Here is a 15,432-nt window from a genome sequence, read left to right as displayed (position 1 = left end):
GCGCCAGGCTGGCTCGGTCGGCCGGATCGCTGAGTGAGCGAGGAGAAATCATCGGTGCAAATCGATAGCGCGACAGGGCCTGTGGGTCACTGTCGCGCGAACTTTGCTGCGAGGAGGTAGCCGTTACGCGGCCAGCGTTTTTTTCACCATGGCTTTTTTGTGCGCGGCCTTCATCGCTTCCATCTCGGCCCCCAGCTCTTCGAGCAGCGCTTTACCCAGCAGTTTCTTGGCCTGGGGGAACATCTCGGTTTCTTCTTCTTCGATATGGTGCTCAAGCAGCTCCTTGACCACTTTGACGCGACCGGAAAACTCGGTGGAAGATGGGTCGGTCTTTTTCAAGTCCGGCAGGACCAGCGAGTCGACGGTACGGTGCTCTTCCTTGGCTTCGTGGTACATGATGTCCTGTTCCTTGCCACCCGCTTTCCTGAACGCGGGGTAGAGGATTTCTTCTTCAAGTTGGGTGTGCAGGGTGACTTCCATTTCAAGTTTGGCCAGCAACTCGGTGCGCTTTTTCACCCCGCGTTCAGTGGATTCGCTCAACTGGGTCAGCAGGGTCTTGACGCGTTCATGGTCGGCTTTGAGCAGGTCGATGGCATTCATAGGTAACCTCACGGGGGGTGTGCGGGCGTGTCGAAGTGCACGCCTCGTGGTGAGGAAGGTTGCATCAGGCGTACCAACTTTTATGGTTATAAATCATCTTTAAAATCAGATGGTTATATTTTCATGTGCGCTTGTCGGTCGTGCAGCTTGCATGGTCGGGCCGCGTTGAGGTTGCACAACGCACAGCCGGTTGCTGACACTCCAGCGCAACGGGGGGCCATAAAGTGGGGCCAGGAAAATTCTAATGGAACCCTTGGGGCATCTGCTTGACCTAACGCTTAGACTTCAGGAGGTGAATCATGCAAATTGAATATATCTGGATCGTATTGGCGGTGGTTCTGCTGCTCTTGGAACTCTGGGCGATCAATATCGTTTTGCGCAGCACTGGCGGATGGGAGACCAAGGGGTTGTGGGTCGTGGTGCTGGTGTTCGTGCCGCTGCTGGGGTTGATTGCGTGGGCAATGTTCGGACCCAAGCGTGAAATGGCGCAGCAGCGTAAGAGCTGAAGCGGTGAGTGATAAAAAACAGGCGCCCATGGGGGCGCCTGTTTTCATTGCGCTAAGCCGATCAGCCGCCGATGGCCTTGGCAATCGCCTGATTGAACGCCGGTAGGTCGTCCGGCGTGCGCGAGGTGATCAAGGTCCAGCCATTGGCCTGGCACTCTTTAACCTCGGCATCCACTACGCTGGCCGCGCCGGCGTTTTCAAGGTCGATGCGCACGCTTTTATAGGCGGTCAGGGTTTTGCCCTTGACCACGCCAGCGTCGATCAGGGTCCATGGCCCGTGGCAGATCGCCGCGATGGTCTTGCCGGCCTGCACGAACTCATTGATCAGGCGCAGTGCGGCAGTATCCTGGCGCAGCGTATCGGCATTCACTGTGCCGCCCGGGATGACCAGCGCATCGAAGTAGGCGCTGACAACATCCGACAGTTGCACGTCTGATTCCACGGTCTGGTCCTTTTCCGTGTCGCCGACAAATGTCTGGGTAGTGCCGCCTTTGCTGGAGGCGTGCGTCACGGTCGCGCCGTAGCCACGCAGCGTTTCCAGAGGCTTGAGCAACTCGTCGCGCTCGATGCCGGTGTTGGAGGTGATGACGAGGATGTGCTTGCCGTTGAGTTGCGAGCTCATGGTCGAGTGTCTCCTTGGGTCATGGATGGTTTAATGGGCGTATTTGGTTTGCAGTTCCTTGGCCATTTTCAGGTGGGCTTCAAGGGTGGGCAGGGTCTTGGTGGCGAAGGCTTTCAGCTCGGGATTGTCCGAGGAGGCCGCTTCTTTCTTGAACAGTTCGACGGTTTTTTCATGGGCCGCTACCTGGTTGTTGGCATAGGCCTTGTCGAAGGATTCATCGCGCATTTCCAGGATGGCTTTCTTCGCCTGGTCGGTGAGCGCCGCGTCATCGGGTACTTCGATATCGAGTTTTTTCGCCAGGGCCATCAGTTCCTGATTGGCCTTGGTGTGGTCTGTGACCATATGCTGGGCGAAGGTCTTTACGTCCGCCGAGCTGCTTTTTTCCAGGGCCAGCTTGCCCGCTTCCACCTCGGTGATACCGCCCTCGGCGGCGTTGTCGACAAAGTCGTTGGAGGTCGCCGCCATCGCGGTGGAAATCGAGCCTGCAATCAGCATGAAGGTAAGGCCCATCGGTTTCATCAGTCGAGTTTTCATGGTGTCTCTCCTTGGAAATGGCGGGATGCCGTTACCTGACTGTTGAATCGAGAGGCGGGTAAAAGGTTTAAAATTTTTTGCGCTTTTTTGCCCAGCGGTGAGGCGAGGCAATTGACTTGAACCAATTCGGATTCCCAGGGTTCTGCTGCATAGGGCCGCCATCTCAGGGGCCTGCCACTGCCAGGAGGATTGCACTGTGACTGATCATAAAACCGCCGATAAAACCCCCGACCCCGTCAGCTCTGAAGACGCGCAAAAAGGTAATGCCCAGGCCACCAAAGGGCAGACGCTTGAACCTGCACACCCCAAGACTGACACCATCGACAAAGTCGTGACGCCGACCTCGATCACGGACATTGAACGGCAAACGGATGCAATCAACGAAAAGCTCAACAACGGGCGTTGAACCTGCTGAGTTGATTGGCGGCGAAGGAGCTTGCTCCCGTGGTGGCCTGAACGCTGCCATTGCTGCTTTTTATAAATAAATATAATAATTAGCTTAGATTAAAATGTGATTTTTATTATTTTTGACCATCCCCTAGCCTTGCCTGGAAGTCCCCTTAGGCCATCCAGGAAGATTTGCCATGAGTAGCGTCACGCCGATTTCCAGTGTCTTGAGCAATGTGCGCCAGCGGGTAACACCGCAAGAGTGGGAGGTGCGGGTCAAGTTGGCCGCGGCCTACCGACTGGCGGCGTTGTACAAGTGGACCGATCATATCTACACGCATTTCTCAGCGCGGGTGCCAGGGCCCGAGGCGCATTTCCTGATCAATGCTTTCGGGCTGTTGTTCGACGAAATCAGCGCCTCCAACCTGGTCAAGGTCGATCTGGACGGCACCATCGTCGATGACCCCACGGGCCTGGGGATCAACTACGCCGGCTATGTGATCCACAGCGCCATCCACGGCGCACGCCATGATTTGCAAGCGGTGCTGCACACCCACACCCGCGACGGTATTGCGGTGTCGGCGCAGAAGCAGGGGTTGTTGCCGATCTCCCAGCACGCTATAGCATTCTCGGGGCGTGTGGCTTACCACGGTTACGAAGGCGTGGCGCTGGACCTGGACGAGCGTGAACGGCTGGTAGCGGATTTGGGCGACAAGAGTGTGATGATCCTGCGCAACCACGGCTTGTTGACGGGTGGCGTCAGCGTCGAGCATGCCTTCCAGCAACTACAAAGCCTGGAGCGGGCCTGCAACATCCAGATTGCGGCACAGGCAGCGGGGAATGCCGAGTTGATCTTCCCACCCGAAGAGGTGGTGGCCAAAGTCGAGCAGCAGGCCAAGGTGTTCAGCAATGGCGAAGGCCCGGGCGTGGCGCGGCATTGGAATGCGCTGGTGCGCCAGCTTGAGCGTACCGATACCGACTACAAGAACTGAGTCGGATGTGGATTGTTCCCACCCAGAGCGTGGGAGCAATCACTGTAAGGTCGTGATGGGCCACCTTTGGTATCAGAGGCGCATCTCATATAGTAAAAATATATAAAAAACTGTCCTTTCCTACAGTTATTCATCGCGGCCAATAAAGAAAAAATAGCCTCTCATTTTTTGGCGTACCCCGTAAAAGAGGTGCTTGAGATGCTGACGGACACGGTGCTGGATTTATTTGCAGATCGTCTCGCTCAGGACGCTACTGCTCTGGCAGTCGTGACCGAGACAGAATGTCTTACTTACGCAGAGCTGGATTACAGAAGCTCTAAAGTTGCGGCCTTTTTGCAGTCCCGCACTATCGGGCGGGGTGACTACGTGCTGGTGCAGGGCGAGCGCTCCATTGAGTTGATCGTTGCATTCCTGGGCGTCATCAAGCGCGGTGCGGCGTTTGTTCCGATGGACCGCCAACTGCCCTATAACCGTAAAGCCTATATCGCCAGGCAATGCGCGGCCTCAATCATCCTTTCCACTCAACGCCATGATGTCGAGCCCTTGCCGGCAACCGAAGTCATAACCGTCAGCGAGCTGCTGAACTCCAGTCAAGTGTTGAGTTATCAGCCTGTTGGTGTCCGAGGCGATGATGCGATTTATGTGATTTTTACCTCGGGCACTACGGGCGAGCCCAAAGGCGTAGTGATCGAACATCACAGCGTCGCGCAATTGATGATGCAGCACAATCGAGATTTGGGTGTGACGTCTTCCAGTCGTTGCAGTTTCATGGCCGCAGTGGGGTTTGATCTTTGCCAACTTGAGATCTGGTCCGCGCTGACGGCAGGGGCCTGTCTGTATGTTCCGGGTCAGGATGCGCTGCTCAATAGCGATGACTACTTGTCATTCTGTGTCGCGAAACAGATCACCCATGGCTTTGTACCCACGTTGAGAATTTATGACGTGCTGAACGCCAGGCAGCCGCAAGGATTAGCCTTGAGCTGTCTTTACACCTGCGGTGAAAAACTCCATCCCGTGGAAGTCGACCATCTGCCTTATCGTGTTTTTGACTGCTATGGCCCCACCGAAACCACTATTTACGTCACTCGTAATGAGGTTCAGAGCAAACGCTTACAAAGGCCTGCATCGATTGGTTATGCGATAGATCACTGCCGCATTCATATTCTGGATGAACACCTCAACGAGCTTGTAGCTGGCGAAGTGGGGGAACTTTGTATTGCCGGGCCGGGCCTTGCTCGGGGTTATTTGGGTGCGCCTGAATTGACTGCGCAGCGCTTTATTTATTCACCCACGCTCAAATGCCGGTTGTACCGCAGCGCAGACCAGGCCCGAGTGTTGGCGGATGGACGGATTCAGTTTCTGGGCCGCATGGATGGGCAAACAAAGATTCGTGGCTACCGTATCGAAACCGGTGAAATAGAGACGCGCCTGCTCAAAGAGCCGAGCATCAACAGCGCGGCGGTGGTGGTGCAAGACACCGGTACACAAGCGCAAAAACGCTTGGTTGCTTTTGTCGTACCGCGCAACAGGCAGGTGCATAGCGGGCGATTGGTTGCAGAGCTGCGACGCAGCCTTGCTATGGATTTGCCTGATTATATGGTGCCCGAGTTATTCCATCGCCTTGACAGGCTACCTGCCAATGCCAATGGCAAGATAGACAGGCCAGCTCTGTTGACTCTATTGCAGGCGATGCCGACCGTAGCGTTGGATATACAACGCTTTACGCCGGGCCCACAAGTTACGTTGGCGAGGGCGTGGTTTGAGGTGTTGGGTCACGCTGATTTTGGCCCCCAAGACAACTTTCTGAAGGTCGGTGGGCACTCCCTGGGCGTGGCAGGATTGGCGGAGAAATTGTCAGTACAGTTCAATATTCACGTGGCGGTGCGCGACATATATGAACATCTGGTATTTGAGGATCTAGCGGCCACATTACACCGACGCACTCAGTCTTTACATGGAGAAAAAGGGGCCGAGCGTGTGCACGCTTTCGAAGCCGATGGGGCGCTCCCGCTGGACATGTGTTTCGCGCCAGGCTTCGAGTCGATGCAATTGAAGAGTCCCGAGCATACCTTACTGACTGGCGCGACCGGGTTTGTCGGTATTCATCTCTTGCACCAACTATTGGCCACCTCAATCGCCCATATTCATTGCCCGATTCGTTGTGACAATACGCCGGCTGGGCTGGTGAGGCTGCAGCAAGTCAGCGAGCGTTACCAAGTGCCCATCAGCGAAAGCGATTGGAAGCGCATTCACGTGTACGTAAGTGACTTGGCGGATGAGCAATTAGGTTTAGGGAAAGAAGTGTTCACCCATTTGGCGCGCTGCGTGGATGTGGTCTATCACTCGGCAAGCGCAGTGAATTTCATCATGCCTTACAGCTATATGAGGCGAGATAACGTAGAGGGTCTCAAGCAAATTCTCCATTTTTGCGGTGCGCAAAAGACAAAGGCATTGATGCTGATGTCGACCATCTCAATCTATAGCTGGGGCCATCGTTTCACCCATAAGAGCCATGTGTACGAACAGGATGATATCGACGAAAACTTACCGGCTATTCGCGATGACCTGGGTTATGTACAGAGTAAGTGGGTGATGGAAAAACTCGCAGATCTGGCCGCGTCCCGAGGTCTGCCGTTAATGACCTTTCGGTTGGGTTATGCCACCTGTCATAGCGTGACTGGCGAGTGTGCTCACTACCAATGGTGGGGGCGCTTTATCCGCACCTGCCTGGCGTATGGCGCGGTACCCGATCTGGAGCGTATGCGGGAAGGCTTGACCACTGTGGATTTCATGGTTGAGGCGGTGGCCCATATTTCCCGCGACCCCCAAGCGCTGGGGTTGAAGTTTAACCTGTGCCAACCAGAATCCACCAATCTGGACCTCAAAGCATTTTGTGAGCGGGTGGGCGAGCATTATGGCCGAACGCTTTCGGTTGTCCCGTATAAAAATTGGCTCGCATTGTGGGAACACAACCCCGAAGCATTACTTTACCCATTGCTTGGAATGTTCAAAGACCCGATGCACGCAGATCAGTCCATCCTTGAGCTTTACCAAGAAAATTATTCCTGGGATCGCAGCAACACCGTGCGGTTTCTTGAGGGTAGTGGTATTTGCGAGGCCCAATTCTCTGGCGAAGTATTGGCGCGTTATCTCGACAAGTTAGATCCAAACAGCTCACGTCAAGGCGATAGTTGACGCGTTGCTGTGCGGCCCGACGGTACTGGCACGGTCCGCCAGGTAACGCGCCGGCGGTTGGCCCATGGCCTTGCGGAACATGGTGATAAACCCGCTGGCATTTTCATAACCCAGGTCCAGCGCCACGCTCTGCACACTTTCGCCGTTGGCCAAGCGCTGCAGTGAAAGGATTACATGCAACTGCCGGCGCCAGCGACCGAAGCTCAGGCCGATCTCTTCCAACAACAGGCGGGTCATGCTGCGTTCGCTCATGCCGATGCGCACGGCCCATTCGCCCAGGGTGGATTTATCGCCGGGGTTGGCCAATAAGCTGTAGGCCAGCCGATGCAAGCGGGGGTCTTGGGGCATCGGCAAATGCAGGGCCTCGATGGGGGCCTGGGCCAGCTCGTCGAGTAACGTCGCCACCAGCCGGCCCTCGGCGCCGTCTTCGTCGTAGAGCTGCGGGAAGCTCACCGCCCTGCCAATCAACTCATGCAGCAAAGCAGACACCGACAGCGTGCAACATTGCCGGGGCAGGGCGTTGGCGGCGTCCGGGTTGATCAACAGGCAGTACACATCCGCTTCGCCGGCACCGCGCGCCGCGTGTGTCACACCGCCGGGAATCCACAACGCGCATTGCGGCGGCACGATCCAGATACCCGCCTCGATCACACAATGCACCACGCCGCGCAAGGTGTAGATCAATTGCCCGTGTTGATGGTGGTGAGGGGTATGTTCCCAGCGTTCGGACGTATTCGAGGCGCCCACTGCAACAATCGAGCGAGGGATCGCGGCGGCGTCGCGGACCCGGCAGGGGTCGTACTGGTCGAGGCGGTGATGAACCATGGTGATAACTGCCTTGGCTGGATTGCGAAATATTCTGGCTATTCTGTGCAATGCTGTCCAGCGCCAGGCGCCCTATGATGAGAATCAATCTCATCAAAGGAGCTTTGCCATGCGACTCGACAGTTCAACTTTCCCGGTGGTGAAAATCTTTTTCGACGCGCCTAGCGAAGGTGCGCCGGAAGACGCCTTCCTGACCTTCGAACGTCTGCTGGCCCGTGAGCAGCCCTTCTTGCTGCTGCACGAAAAAGCCGTGGATGAGAACAGTCATGAACACGCCCACGAAGAGCGCAAGCGCGCCTCTATCTGGATGAAGAAAAACAAGGCTGCCTTGCGCGCCTACGTCAAAGGCATGATCCAAGTGGAGCCCAGCGCTGCCAAGCGCCTGGCCCTCAAGCCCTTTGCCGTGACGTTCGGCAAGGCCTGGGGTTACCCGCTGCTGGTGGTGGAGTCCAAGGATCGCGCCTGGGCGTTGGCCCAGGATGTGCTGGATACAGAAGTGTCGGATGTGGCGCATTTCTGAGCCTGGCCAAAGCTAGACAGCGTCCACAATTGAACTACCTTGATTGACGAGCCTTCCCACTCGGTATTCAAGCATGCGCACTTTATGGACGCGGTACCTGGCGTTGCTGGAAAACGACCTGAGCACGCAGATTTTCGACAATGTTAAAAATCTGTTGGTCTGCGCATTGTTGTTTGCGGCGGGGACCAACGCGCTGGTGGGACCGCGCGAGTTGCTGATCGGTATCTTCGCCTCCAGCGTCGCGGGCTGGGGCTTGATTGTGCTGTCGACGGTGCTGATGCTGTTGAACGTCAGCGACGGCATTCGCCGCCTGGCCAAATTGCGTTATCACTTGGCGTTGCAACTGTTGTTGATCCTGATCTACGTGGTGATTGCCGAGCGGGTGGTAGAGATTGTGTGGGTGTTGCGCGCCCATTGACGTATCCTCCGCGCCTCGTTTACCACTGATTCGAACAAAGATGACAGGACAAGCTATGCAGGCGCTGCTGGAGTCGATCCTCGACGAAGTGCGCCCCTTGATCGGCCTCGGCAAAGTCGCCGATTACATTCCCGCGCTGGCCGACGTGCCCGCCAACCAACTCGGCATCGCGGTATACGGCAACGACGGCACGGCCTACTGCGCTGGAGATGCAGACACGCTGTTTTCGGTGCAGAGCATTTCCAAGGTCTTCAGCCTGGTGCAGGCCATCGACCATGGCGGCGAATCCATCTGGGAACGCCTGGGCCACGAGCCCTCGGGGCAGCCGTTCAACTCCATGGTGCAGCTGGAATTCGAACGTGGCCGCCCGCGCAACCCTTTTATCAACGCTGGCGCGCTGGTGATCTGCGACATCAACCAGTCACGCTTCGCCGTGCCGATTCTGTCGATGCGCGACTTTGTACGGCGCCTGTCGGGCAACCCGCAGATCCTGGTCAATAGCGTTGTGGCCGAGTCGGAAGCCCAGCACGGTGCGCGCAATGCGGCCATGGCCTACCTGATGAAGTCTTTTGGCAACTTCCACAATGATGTGGACGCGGTGCTGCACAGCTACTTCAACTATTGCGCGTTGCAGATGAGCTGCCTGGACCTGGCCCGAGCATTCAGCTTTCTGGCCAATGAAGGCGTGAGTGCCCACAGTGGCGAGCAGGTGCTGACGGCGCGCCAGACCAAGCAGGTAAACTCGATCATGGCCACCAGCGGCTTGTACGACGAGGCGGGCAACTTTGCCTACCGCGTGGGCCTGCCGGGCAAGAGCGGGGTCGGCGGCGGAATTGTCGCGGTGGTGCCGGGGCAGTTTACGGTGTGCGTATGGTCGCCGGAGTTGAACGCAGCGGGCAACTCGCTGGCGGGGATGAAGGCGTTGGAATTGTTGAGTGAGCGGATTGGGTGGTCGGTGTTTTGAGATCGTTCTCTCTGTGGGAGTTGGCTTGCCTGCGAAAGCGGTGGTTCAGTTGAAGAATCATTGACTGACAGGTCGCCATCGCGGGCAAGCCCGCTCCCACAGGGATCTATGCCTGGCGCCAATTCTGTGGGCAACCCACAACCAGTGTGGGAGCTGACTTGCCTGCGAAAGCGGTGGTTCAGTTGAAGAATCATTGACTGACAGGTCGCCATCGCGGGCAAGCCCGCTCCCACAGGGATCTATGCCTGGCGCCAATTCTGTGGGCAACCCACAACCAGTGTGGGAGCTGACTTGCCTGCGATAGCGGTGGCTCAGTTGAAGAATCATTGACTGACTGGTCGCCATCGTGGGCAAGCCCGCTCCCACAGGGATCTATGCCTGGCGCCAATTCTGTGGGCAACCCACAACCAGTGTGGGAGCTGGCTTGCCTGCGAAAGCGGTGGTTCAGTTGAAGAATCATTGACTGACAGGTCGCCATCGCGGGCAAGCCCGCTCCTACAGGGATCTATGCCTGGCGCCAATTCTGTGGGCAACCCACAACCAGTGTGGGAGCTGGCTTGCCTGCGATAGCGGTGGCTCAGTTGAAGAATCATTGACTGACTGGTCGCCATCGCAGGCAAGCCAGCTCCCACATTTTGATCCTCATTGTTCTTCGAATTGTAGGTGAGCCAAAACAAAAAATGCGCCCCTTTGGGCGCATTTTTTGCTCGGTCAGCTATGGCCTATCAGGCCGTCGCATCCCAGGCCCGATCACCGTTCTCGTCTTTGATCCGAGTCGGCAAGCCCATCACATCCAGCGCCTTGAGGAACGGCTCAGCTGGCAGTTCCTCGACGTTGGCCATGTGCTTCACATCCCACTCGCCACGCGCCACCAGCAGTGCAGCGGCTACCGGTGGTACGCCTGCGGTGTAGGAGATGCCCTGGCTGTCAGTCTCGGCATAGGCCTCTTCATGATCAGCCACGTTGTAGATGAACATCTCACGCGGTTGGCCATCCTTGGTGCCTTTGACCAGGTCGCCGATGCAGGTCTTGCCGGTGTAGCCCGGGGCGAGCGAAGACGGGTCGGGCAGCACGGCCTTGACCACTTTCAACGGCACCACTTCCAGGCCTTCGGCGGTCTTGACCGGCTGTTCGGAGAGCAGGCCGAGGTTTTTCAGCACGGTGAACACGTTGATGTAGTGTTCGCCGAAGCTCATCCAGAAACGCACGTTGGGCACGTCGAGGTTTTTCGACAGCGAGTGCACTTCATCGTGGCCGGTGAGGTAGAGGTTCTGCGAGCCAACTACCGGCAGGTCGTCGGTGCGTTTGACTTCGAACATGGTGTTGCTGGTCCACTGGCTGTTCTGCCAGCTCCACACCTGCCCGGTAAATTCGCGGAAGTTGATTTCCGGATCGAAATTGGTGGCGAAGTATTTGCCATGGGAGCCGGCATTGACGTCGAGAATGTCGATCGAATCAATGCGGTCGAAATGCTGTTGCTGCGCCAGCGCGGCATACGCGTTGACGACACCTGGGTCGAAGCCCACGCCAAGGATGGCGGTGATGTTCTTCTGTTTGCATTCTTCCAGGTGGTTCCACTCGTAGTTGCCGTACCACGGCGGGGTCTCGCAGACCTTGCCCGGCTCTTCGTGGATGGCGGTATCGAGGTAAGCCACGCCCGTGTCGATGCAGGCACGCAGTACCGACATGTTGAGGAAGGCGGAGCCGACGTTGATGACGATCTGCGAATCGGTCTCGCGGATCAGGGCCTTGGTCGCTTCCACGTCCAGGGCGTTCAGCGCGAAGGCCTGGATATCGGCGGGAACCTTGAGGCTACCCTTGGCCTTGACGCTGTCGATGATGGCCTGGCATTTGGAGATGTTGCGCGACGCGATAGCAATACGACCGAGTTCGTCGTTGTGCTGCGCGCACTTGTGGGCCACCACCTTGGCGACACCTCCTGCACCAATGATAAGAACGTTCTTTTTCAATTGCTTTATCTCTCCTTTATCCGCCAGCTCAGGACAGGCTGGACAGGTAGTCGTCGTAACCAAATTCACGAACCACCTCGACTGTACCGTCGAGTTGTTTCACTACGATGGACGGCATTTTCAGGCCGTTGAACCAGTTTTTCTTGACCATGGTGTAGCCTGCGGTGTCGATGAACGACAGCCGATCGCCGATGGCCAGCGGACGATCAAATTGATACTCGCCGAAGATGTCCCCGGCCAGGCAGGATTTGCCGCACACCATGTAGGTGTGTTCACCCTCGCTCGGCGCCAGTTTGGCGTTGAGGCGATAGATCAGCAGGTCCAGCAGGTGGGCTTCGATGGAGCTGTCGACCACGGCGAGATTCTTGCCGTTGTAGAGGGTGTCGAGCACGGTGACTTCCAGGGAGGCGCTGTTGGTGATCGCCGCTTCGCCGGGTTCCAGGTAGACCTGCACGCCGTACTTCTCGGAGAACGCTTTGAGCCGTGCGCAGAATGCATCCAGTGCATAGCCTTCACCGGTGAAATGGATGCCGCCGCCGAGGCTGACCCACTTGACCTTGTGCAGCAGCGCACCGAAGCGTTCTTCGATGGTGCCGAGCATCTTGTCGAACAGGCTGAAGTCGCCGTTCTCGCAGTTGTTGTGGAACATGAAGCCGGAGATCTGATCGATCACGCCATCGATCTTCACCGGGTCCCACTCGCCCAGGCGGCTGAACGGGCGCGCCGGGTCGGCCAGCAGGTAGTCAGAGCTGCTCACCTGCGGGTTCACACGCAGGCCGCGGATCTTGCCTTCGCTGCGTTCGGCAAAACGCTGCAGTTGGCTGATGGAGTTGAAGATGATTTTGTCGCAGTTCTCCAGCATCTCTTCGATTTCATCGTCGGCCCAGGCCACGCTGTAGGCGTGCGCTTCACCTTCGAACTTCTGGCGGCCGAGCTTGAGCTCATACAGCGACGACGAGGTGGTGCCGTCCATGTATTGCTGCATCAAGTCGAATACCGACCAGGTGGCAAAGCACTTGAGCGCCAGCAGAGCCTTGGCGCCGGACTGTTCGCGCACGTAGGCAATCTTCTGCATGTTGACCAGAAGCTTCTGTTTATCGATGAGGTAGTACGGCGTTTTGATCATTTTTGAGAGCCTGCGGCGGTGCCTGCCAAAAAAGGACACGCATTGTGCCCGCACTTGGAACAGATCGAAAGGTTAGCCGGCGGATTTTGCGCGCCACGTTAAGCATAGGGCGTAAGTATGACCATTCATAAGAATCACCCCGCCCCCTGTGTGAGCGCTCGGGCCTCAGCGAGGCCGCGATGACGCCGGCTCTGGCACCACAAACACCCACAGTAGCGCCGCTAATATCATGCCCACCTGAACATGAGTGAATCTTGTGATGATCTAGAGCAAAATGAGTTTGTCTCAAGACATCCCTCTGCCGACAATGACCGCCATCAATTAGACCATCGGAGTTGTAAGTCATGGCAGTCGCTCATTCCCTCGGGTTTCCACGCATTGGACGCGATCGTGAACTGAAAAAAGCGCAGGAAGCGTTCTGGAAGGGTGAGCTCGACGAAGCCGGCCTGCGCGCCGTTGGCCGTAACTTGCGCAGCACCCACTGGGCGCTGCAACAGCAAGCCGGTATCGAACTGTTGCCGGTCGGTGATTTCGCCTGGTACGACCAGGTGCTGACTCATTCGTTGATGTTCGGTGTGGTCCCTGAGCGGTTCCGCCCGGTCGATGGCCAGGCCACGTTGCATACCTTGTTCGCCATGGCCCGTGGCGTCAGTGACAGCTGCTGCGGCGGTGCCCATGCCCAGGAGATGACTAAGTGGTTCGACACCAACTATCACTACCTGGTGCCGGAGTTCAGCGTCGATCAGCAATTCCACCTGGCGTGGGATCAACTCTTCGAAGAGGTCCAGGAAGCCCTCGACCTGGGGCACAGCGTCAAGCCCGTGGTGATCGGCCCGCTGACCTATTTGTGGCTGGGCAAGGCCAAGGGCGCTGACTTCGACAGGCTCGACCTGCTCGAGCGACTGCTGCCGCTGTATGGCCAGATATTCCAGCGCCTGGCCGAATTGGGCGTGGAATGGGTGCAGATCGATGAGCCAATCCTGGCGCTCGATCTGCCCCAGGACTGGAAGAACGCTTTTGAGCGCGCCTATAACCTGATCCAGCGCGACCCGCTGAAAAAATTGGTGGCCACTTACTTCGGCGGCCTGGAGGAAAACCTTGGCCTGGCTGCCAATCTTCCGGTGGATGGCCTGCATATCGACCTGGTGCGTGCACCGGACCAGTACCCGACCATCCTCGACCGCCTGCCAGCGTACAAGGTGCTGTCCCTGGGCGTGGTCAACGGCCGAAACGTGTGGCGTTGCGACCTGGAAAAAACCCTGGCCATCTTGCAGCATGCCCATGAGAAGTTGGGCGATCGCCTGTGGGTCGCGCCGTCCTGCTCGCTGCTGCACAGCCCGGTGGACCTGGAACGGGAAGACCAGTTGGATGCCGAATTGAAAAGCTGGCTGGCCTTCGCCGTGCAGAAGTGTGCGGAAGTGGCGCTACTGGCCAAGGCCGTTGATCAGCCCGAAGCCCCTGGCGTACTCACCGCCCTGGCTGAGAGCCGCGCGGTGCAGGCAGCTCGCGCCGCATCGTCACGCATTCACAAACCTGCCGTTCAAGCTCGTGTGGCCGCCATCACGGCGCAGGACAGCCAGCGCCAGTCGCCGTTTGCCCAGCGCATCGAAAAGCAACGGGCCGGCCTTAACCTGCCGCTGTTCCCGACCACCACCATCGGCTCGTTCCCACAGACCGCGTCGATCCGCCTGGCGCGCCAATCGTACAAGGCCGGCAAGTTGAGCCACGCCGAATACGTCGATGCCATGCACAGTGAGATCAAGCACGCTGTCGAGGTGCAGGAAAACCTCGGCCTGGACGTGTTGGTGCACGGTGAAGCCGAGCGTAACGACATGGTCGAGTACTTCGCCGAACAACTGGATGGCTACGTGTTTACCCGGTTCGGTTGGGTGCAGAGTTACGGTTCGCGTTGCGTGAAACCCGCAGTGATTGTCGGCGACCTGAGCCGCCCGAACGCCATGACCGTGGAGTGGATTCGCTATGCCCAAGGTCTTACCGACAAGGTGATGAAGGGCATGCTGACGGGCCCGGTGACCATGTTGATGTGGTCGTTCCCACGGGAAGACGTGAGCCGAGAAGTGCAAGCCCGGCAACTGGCCCTGGCGATTCGTGACGAAGTGGTCGATCTGGAAGCCGCCGGCATCAAGATCGTGCAGATCGACGAAGCGGCTTTTCGTGAGGGCTTGCCGTTGCGCCAGGCGCAGTGGCAACCCTACCTCGACTGGGCGACTGAAGTGTTTCGTTTGTGTGCGAGTGGCGTGAGCGATGAAACCCAGATCCACACTCACATGTGCTACAGCGAGTTCAACGATGTGATCGAGTCCATCGCCGTCATGGATGCCGACGTGATCACCATCGAAACCTCCCGCTCGGACATGGAGCTGCTCGACGCGTTCGAAGCCTTCGCCTACCCGAATGAGATCGGCCCGGGGGTCTACGACATCCACTCGCCGCGGGTGCCGGATGCCTCGGAAATGGCCAACTTGCTGCGCAAGGCCGCCAAGCGGATTCCGGCAGAGCGCTTATGGGTGAACCCCGATTGCGGCTTGAAGACGCGGGGCTGGCCGGAGACCGAGGCGGCGCTCATTCATATGGTCACCGCCGCTCGCCAACTGCGTGCTGAACTGGCCTGATTCCTGAGCCCGGGCGCGGTTAAAAACTGTGGGAGCGGGCTTGCTCGCGAATGCGGTCTTCCAGTCACAGCAGCAGTGGCTGGCACACCGTATTCGCGAGCAAGCCCGCTCCCACAGGGGATCTGTGGCAGGCGCTGATT

At 57.7% G+C, this 15,432-nt stretch carries 14 protein-coding genes; 8 read left to right on the top strand and 6 right to left on the bottom strand.

All coding sequences use genetic code 11. The features are described from left to right. Positions 1-123: 123 nt before the first annotated feature. On the bottom strand, positions 124-600 hold the full coding sequence (locus AB9N64_RS05485; RefSeq protein ID WP_371360033.1) for a hemerythrin domain-containing protein: 477 nt from the start codon (positions 598-600) through the stop codon (positions 124-126). A 299-nt stretch (positions 601-899) separates the two neighbouring features. On the opposite strand from AB9N64_RS05485, the gene AB9N64_RS05480 reads away from it, so the two are divergent. Further along, positions 900-1,106 (top strand): hypothetical protein, encoded by a 207-nt coding sequence (locus AB9N64_RS05480; RefSeq protein ID WP_003191730.1) that lies wholly within the window; start codon positions 900-902, stop codon positions 1,104-1,106. A gap of 61 nt (positions 1,107-1,167) precedes the next feature. Here AB9N64_RS05480 and AB9N64_RS05475 read toward each other — a convergent pair whose 3' ends face one another. Together AB9N64_RS05475 and AB9N64_RS05470 are read right to left on the bottom strand one after the other, a co-directional pair. Then, positions 1,168-1,728: a type 1 glutamine amidotransferase domain-containing protein gene (locus tag AB9N64_RS05475; RefSeq protein WP_371360032.1), complete on the bottom strand. Its 561-nt coding sequence runs from the start codon at positions 1,726-1,728 to the stop codon at positions 1,168-1,170. A gap of 30 nt (positions 1,729-1,758) precedes the next feature. Beyond that, positions 1,759-2,262 (bottom strand): DUF4142 domain-containing protein, encoded by a 504-nt coding sequence (locus AB9N64_RS05470; protein WP_020303039.1) that lies wholly within the window; start codon positions 2,260-2,262, stop codon positions 1,759-1,761. Between the two features lie 196 nt (positions 2,263-2,458). On the opposite strand from AB9N64_RS05470, the gene AB9N64_RS05465 reads away from it, so the two are divergent. The 3 genes from AB9N64_RS05465 (at position 2,459) to AB9N64_RS05455 (ending at position 6,836) form a co-directional block, all read left to right on the top strand. Continuing rightward, positions 2,459-2,668 (top strand): hypothetical protein, encoded by a 210-nt coding sequence (locus AB9N64_RS05465; RefSeq protein WP_371360031.1) that lies wholly within the window; start codon positions 2,459-2,461, stop codon positions 2,666-2,668. Positions 2,669-2,846: 178 nt separating this feature from the next. Next, the gene (locus tag AB9N64_RS05460) at positions 2,847-3,641 is read left to right on the top strand and encodes a class II aldolase/adducin family protein (RefSeq protein ID WP_371360030.1); all 795 of its coding nucleotides are present in this window, start codon (positions 2,847-2,849) and stop codon (positions 3,639-3,641) included. Positions 3,642-3,839: 198 nt separating this feature from the next. Then, entirely contained in the window at positions 3,840-6,836 is a 2,997-nt protein-coding gene (locus tag AB9N64_RS05455; RefSeq protein ID WP_371360029.1) for an amino acid adenylation domain-containing protein, read from the top strand. On the opposite strand, the gene AB9N64_RS05450 is transcribed toward AB9N64_RS05455, so the two are convergent. Beyond that, positions 6,816-7,661 (bottom strand): helix-turn-helix domain-containing protein, encoded by an 846-nt coding sequence (locus AB9N64_RS05450; protein ID WP_236466936.1) that lies wholly within the window; start codon positions 7,659-7,661, stop codon positions 6,816-6,818. The two genes, AB9N64_RS05455 and AB9N64_RS05450, sit on opposite strands and share 21 nt — an antisense overlap. Before the next feature lie 109 nt (positions 7,662-7,770). On the opposite strand from AB9N64_RS05450, the gene AB9N64_RS05445 reads away from it, so the two are divergent. The 3 genes from AB9N64_RS05445 to glsB all read left to right on the top strand — a co-directional run bounded on the left by AB9N64_RS05445 (position 7,771) and on the right by glsB (position 9,563). Continuing rightward, complete coding sequence (locus AB9N64_RS05445) at positions 7,771-8,181, top strand: hypothetical protein (RefSeq protein ID WP_014718791.1); 411 nt, start codon at positions 7,771-7,773, stop codon at positions 8,179-8,181. Positions 8,182-8,254: 73 nt separating this feature from the next. Next, complete coding sequence (locus tag AB9N64_RS05440) at positions 8,255-8,599, top strand: hypothetical protein (protein ID WP_014718790.1); 345 nt, start codon at positions 8,255-8,257, stop codon at positions 8,597-8,599. A 55-nt stretch (positions 8,600-8,654) separates the two neighbouring features. Beyond that, positions 8,655-9,563, top strand: a complete 909-nt coding sequence (gene glsB, locus AB9N64_RS05435; protein ID WP_014718789.1) for a glutaminase B — start codon at positions 8,655-8,657, stop codon at positions 9,561-9,563. A gap of 725 nt (positions 9,564-10,288) precedes the next feature. Here the strand turns inward: glsB and AB9N64_RS05430 are convergent. Together AB9N64_RS05430 and AB9N64_RS05425 are read right to left on the bottom strand one after the other, a co-directional pair. Further along, entirely contained in the window at positions 10,289-11,533 is a 1,245-nt protein-coding gene (locus AB9N64_RS05430; protein WP_019817179.1) for a saccharopine dehydrogenase family protein, read from the bottom strand. 28 nt (positions 11,534-11,561) lie between these two features. Beyond that, a complete protein-coding gene (locus AB9N64_RS05425; protein WP_019817180.1) occupies positions 11,562-12,659 on the bottom strand; it encodes a carboxynorspermidine decarboxylase in 1,098 nt (365 codons plus the stop codon). A 344-nt stretch (positions 12,660-13,003) separates the two neighbouring features. Here AB9N64_RS05425 and metE point away from each other — a divergent pair, with 344 nt between their 5' ends. Continuing rightward, the gene (gene metE, locus AB9N64_RS05420) at positions 13,004-15,292 is read left to right on the top strand and encodes a 5-methyltetrahydropteroyltriglutamate--homocysteine S-methyltransferase (protein WP_371360028.1); all 2,289 of its coding nucleotides are present in this window, start codon (positions 13,004-13,006) and stop codon (positions 15,290-15,292) included. Positions 15,293-15,432 lie beyond the last annotated feature (140 nt).

It is taken from the genome of Pseudomonas sp. KT_2_4, assembly GCF_041410225.1.
Taxonomy (GTDB): Bacteria; Pseudomonadota; Gammaproteobacteria; order Pseudomonadales; family Pseudomonadaceae; genus Aquipseudomonas; species Aquipseudomonas paracarnis.
The sequence above is the reverse complement of the archived record's forward strand: the minus strand, read 5'-3'. Positions and strand labels throughout refer to the sequence as shown.

Coding starts and splice junctions, on each gene's coding strand:
- AB9N64_RS05485 (WP_371360033.1), bottom strand. CDS start 600: ATGAATGCCATCGACCTGCTCAAAGCCGACCATGAACGCGTCAAGACC.
- AB9N64_RS05480 (WP_003191730.1), top strand. CDS start 900: ATGCAAATTGAATATATCTGGATCGTATTGGCGGTGGTTCTGCTGCTC.
- AB9N64_RS05475 (WP_371360032.1), bottom strand. CDS start 1,728: ATGAGCTCGCAACTCAACGGCAAGCACATCCTCGTCATCACCTCCAAC.
- AB9N64_RS05470 (WP_020303039.1), bottom strand. CDS start 2,262: ATGAAAACTCGACTGATGAAACCGATGGGCCTTACCTTCATGCTGATT.
- AB9N64_RS05460 (WP_371360030.1), top strand. CDS start 2,847: ATGAGTAGCGTCACGCCGATTTCCAGTGTCTTGAGCAATGTGCGCCAG.
- AB9N64_RS05455 (WP_371360029.1), top strand. CDS start 3,840: ATGCTGACGGACACGGTGCTGGATTTATTTGCAGATCGTCTCGCTCAG.
- AB9N64_RS05450 (WP_236466936.1), bottom strand. CDS start 7,661: ATGGTTCATCACCGCCTCGACCAGTACGACCCCTGCCGGGTCCGCGAC.
- AB9N64_RS05445 (WP_014718791.1), top strand. CDS start 7,771: ATGCGACTCGACAGTTCAACTTTCCCGGTGGTGAAAATCTTTTTCGAC.
- AB9N64_RS05440 (WP_014718790.1), top strand. CDS start 8,255: ATGCGCACTTTATGGACGCGGTACCTGGCGTTGCTGGAAAACGACCTG.
- glsB (WP_014718789.1), top strand. CDS start 8,655: ATGCAGGCGCTGCTGGAGTCGATCCTCGACGAAGTGCGCCCCTTGATC.
- AB9N64_RS05425 (WP_019817180.1), bottom strand. CDS start 12,659: ATGATCAAAACGCCGTACTACCTCATCGATAAACAGAAGCTTCTGGTC.
- metE (WP_371360028.1), top strand. CDS start 13,004: ATGGCAGTCGCTCATTCCCTCGGGTTTCCACGCATTGGACGCGATCGT.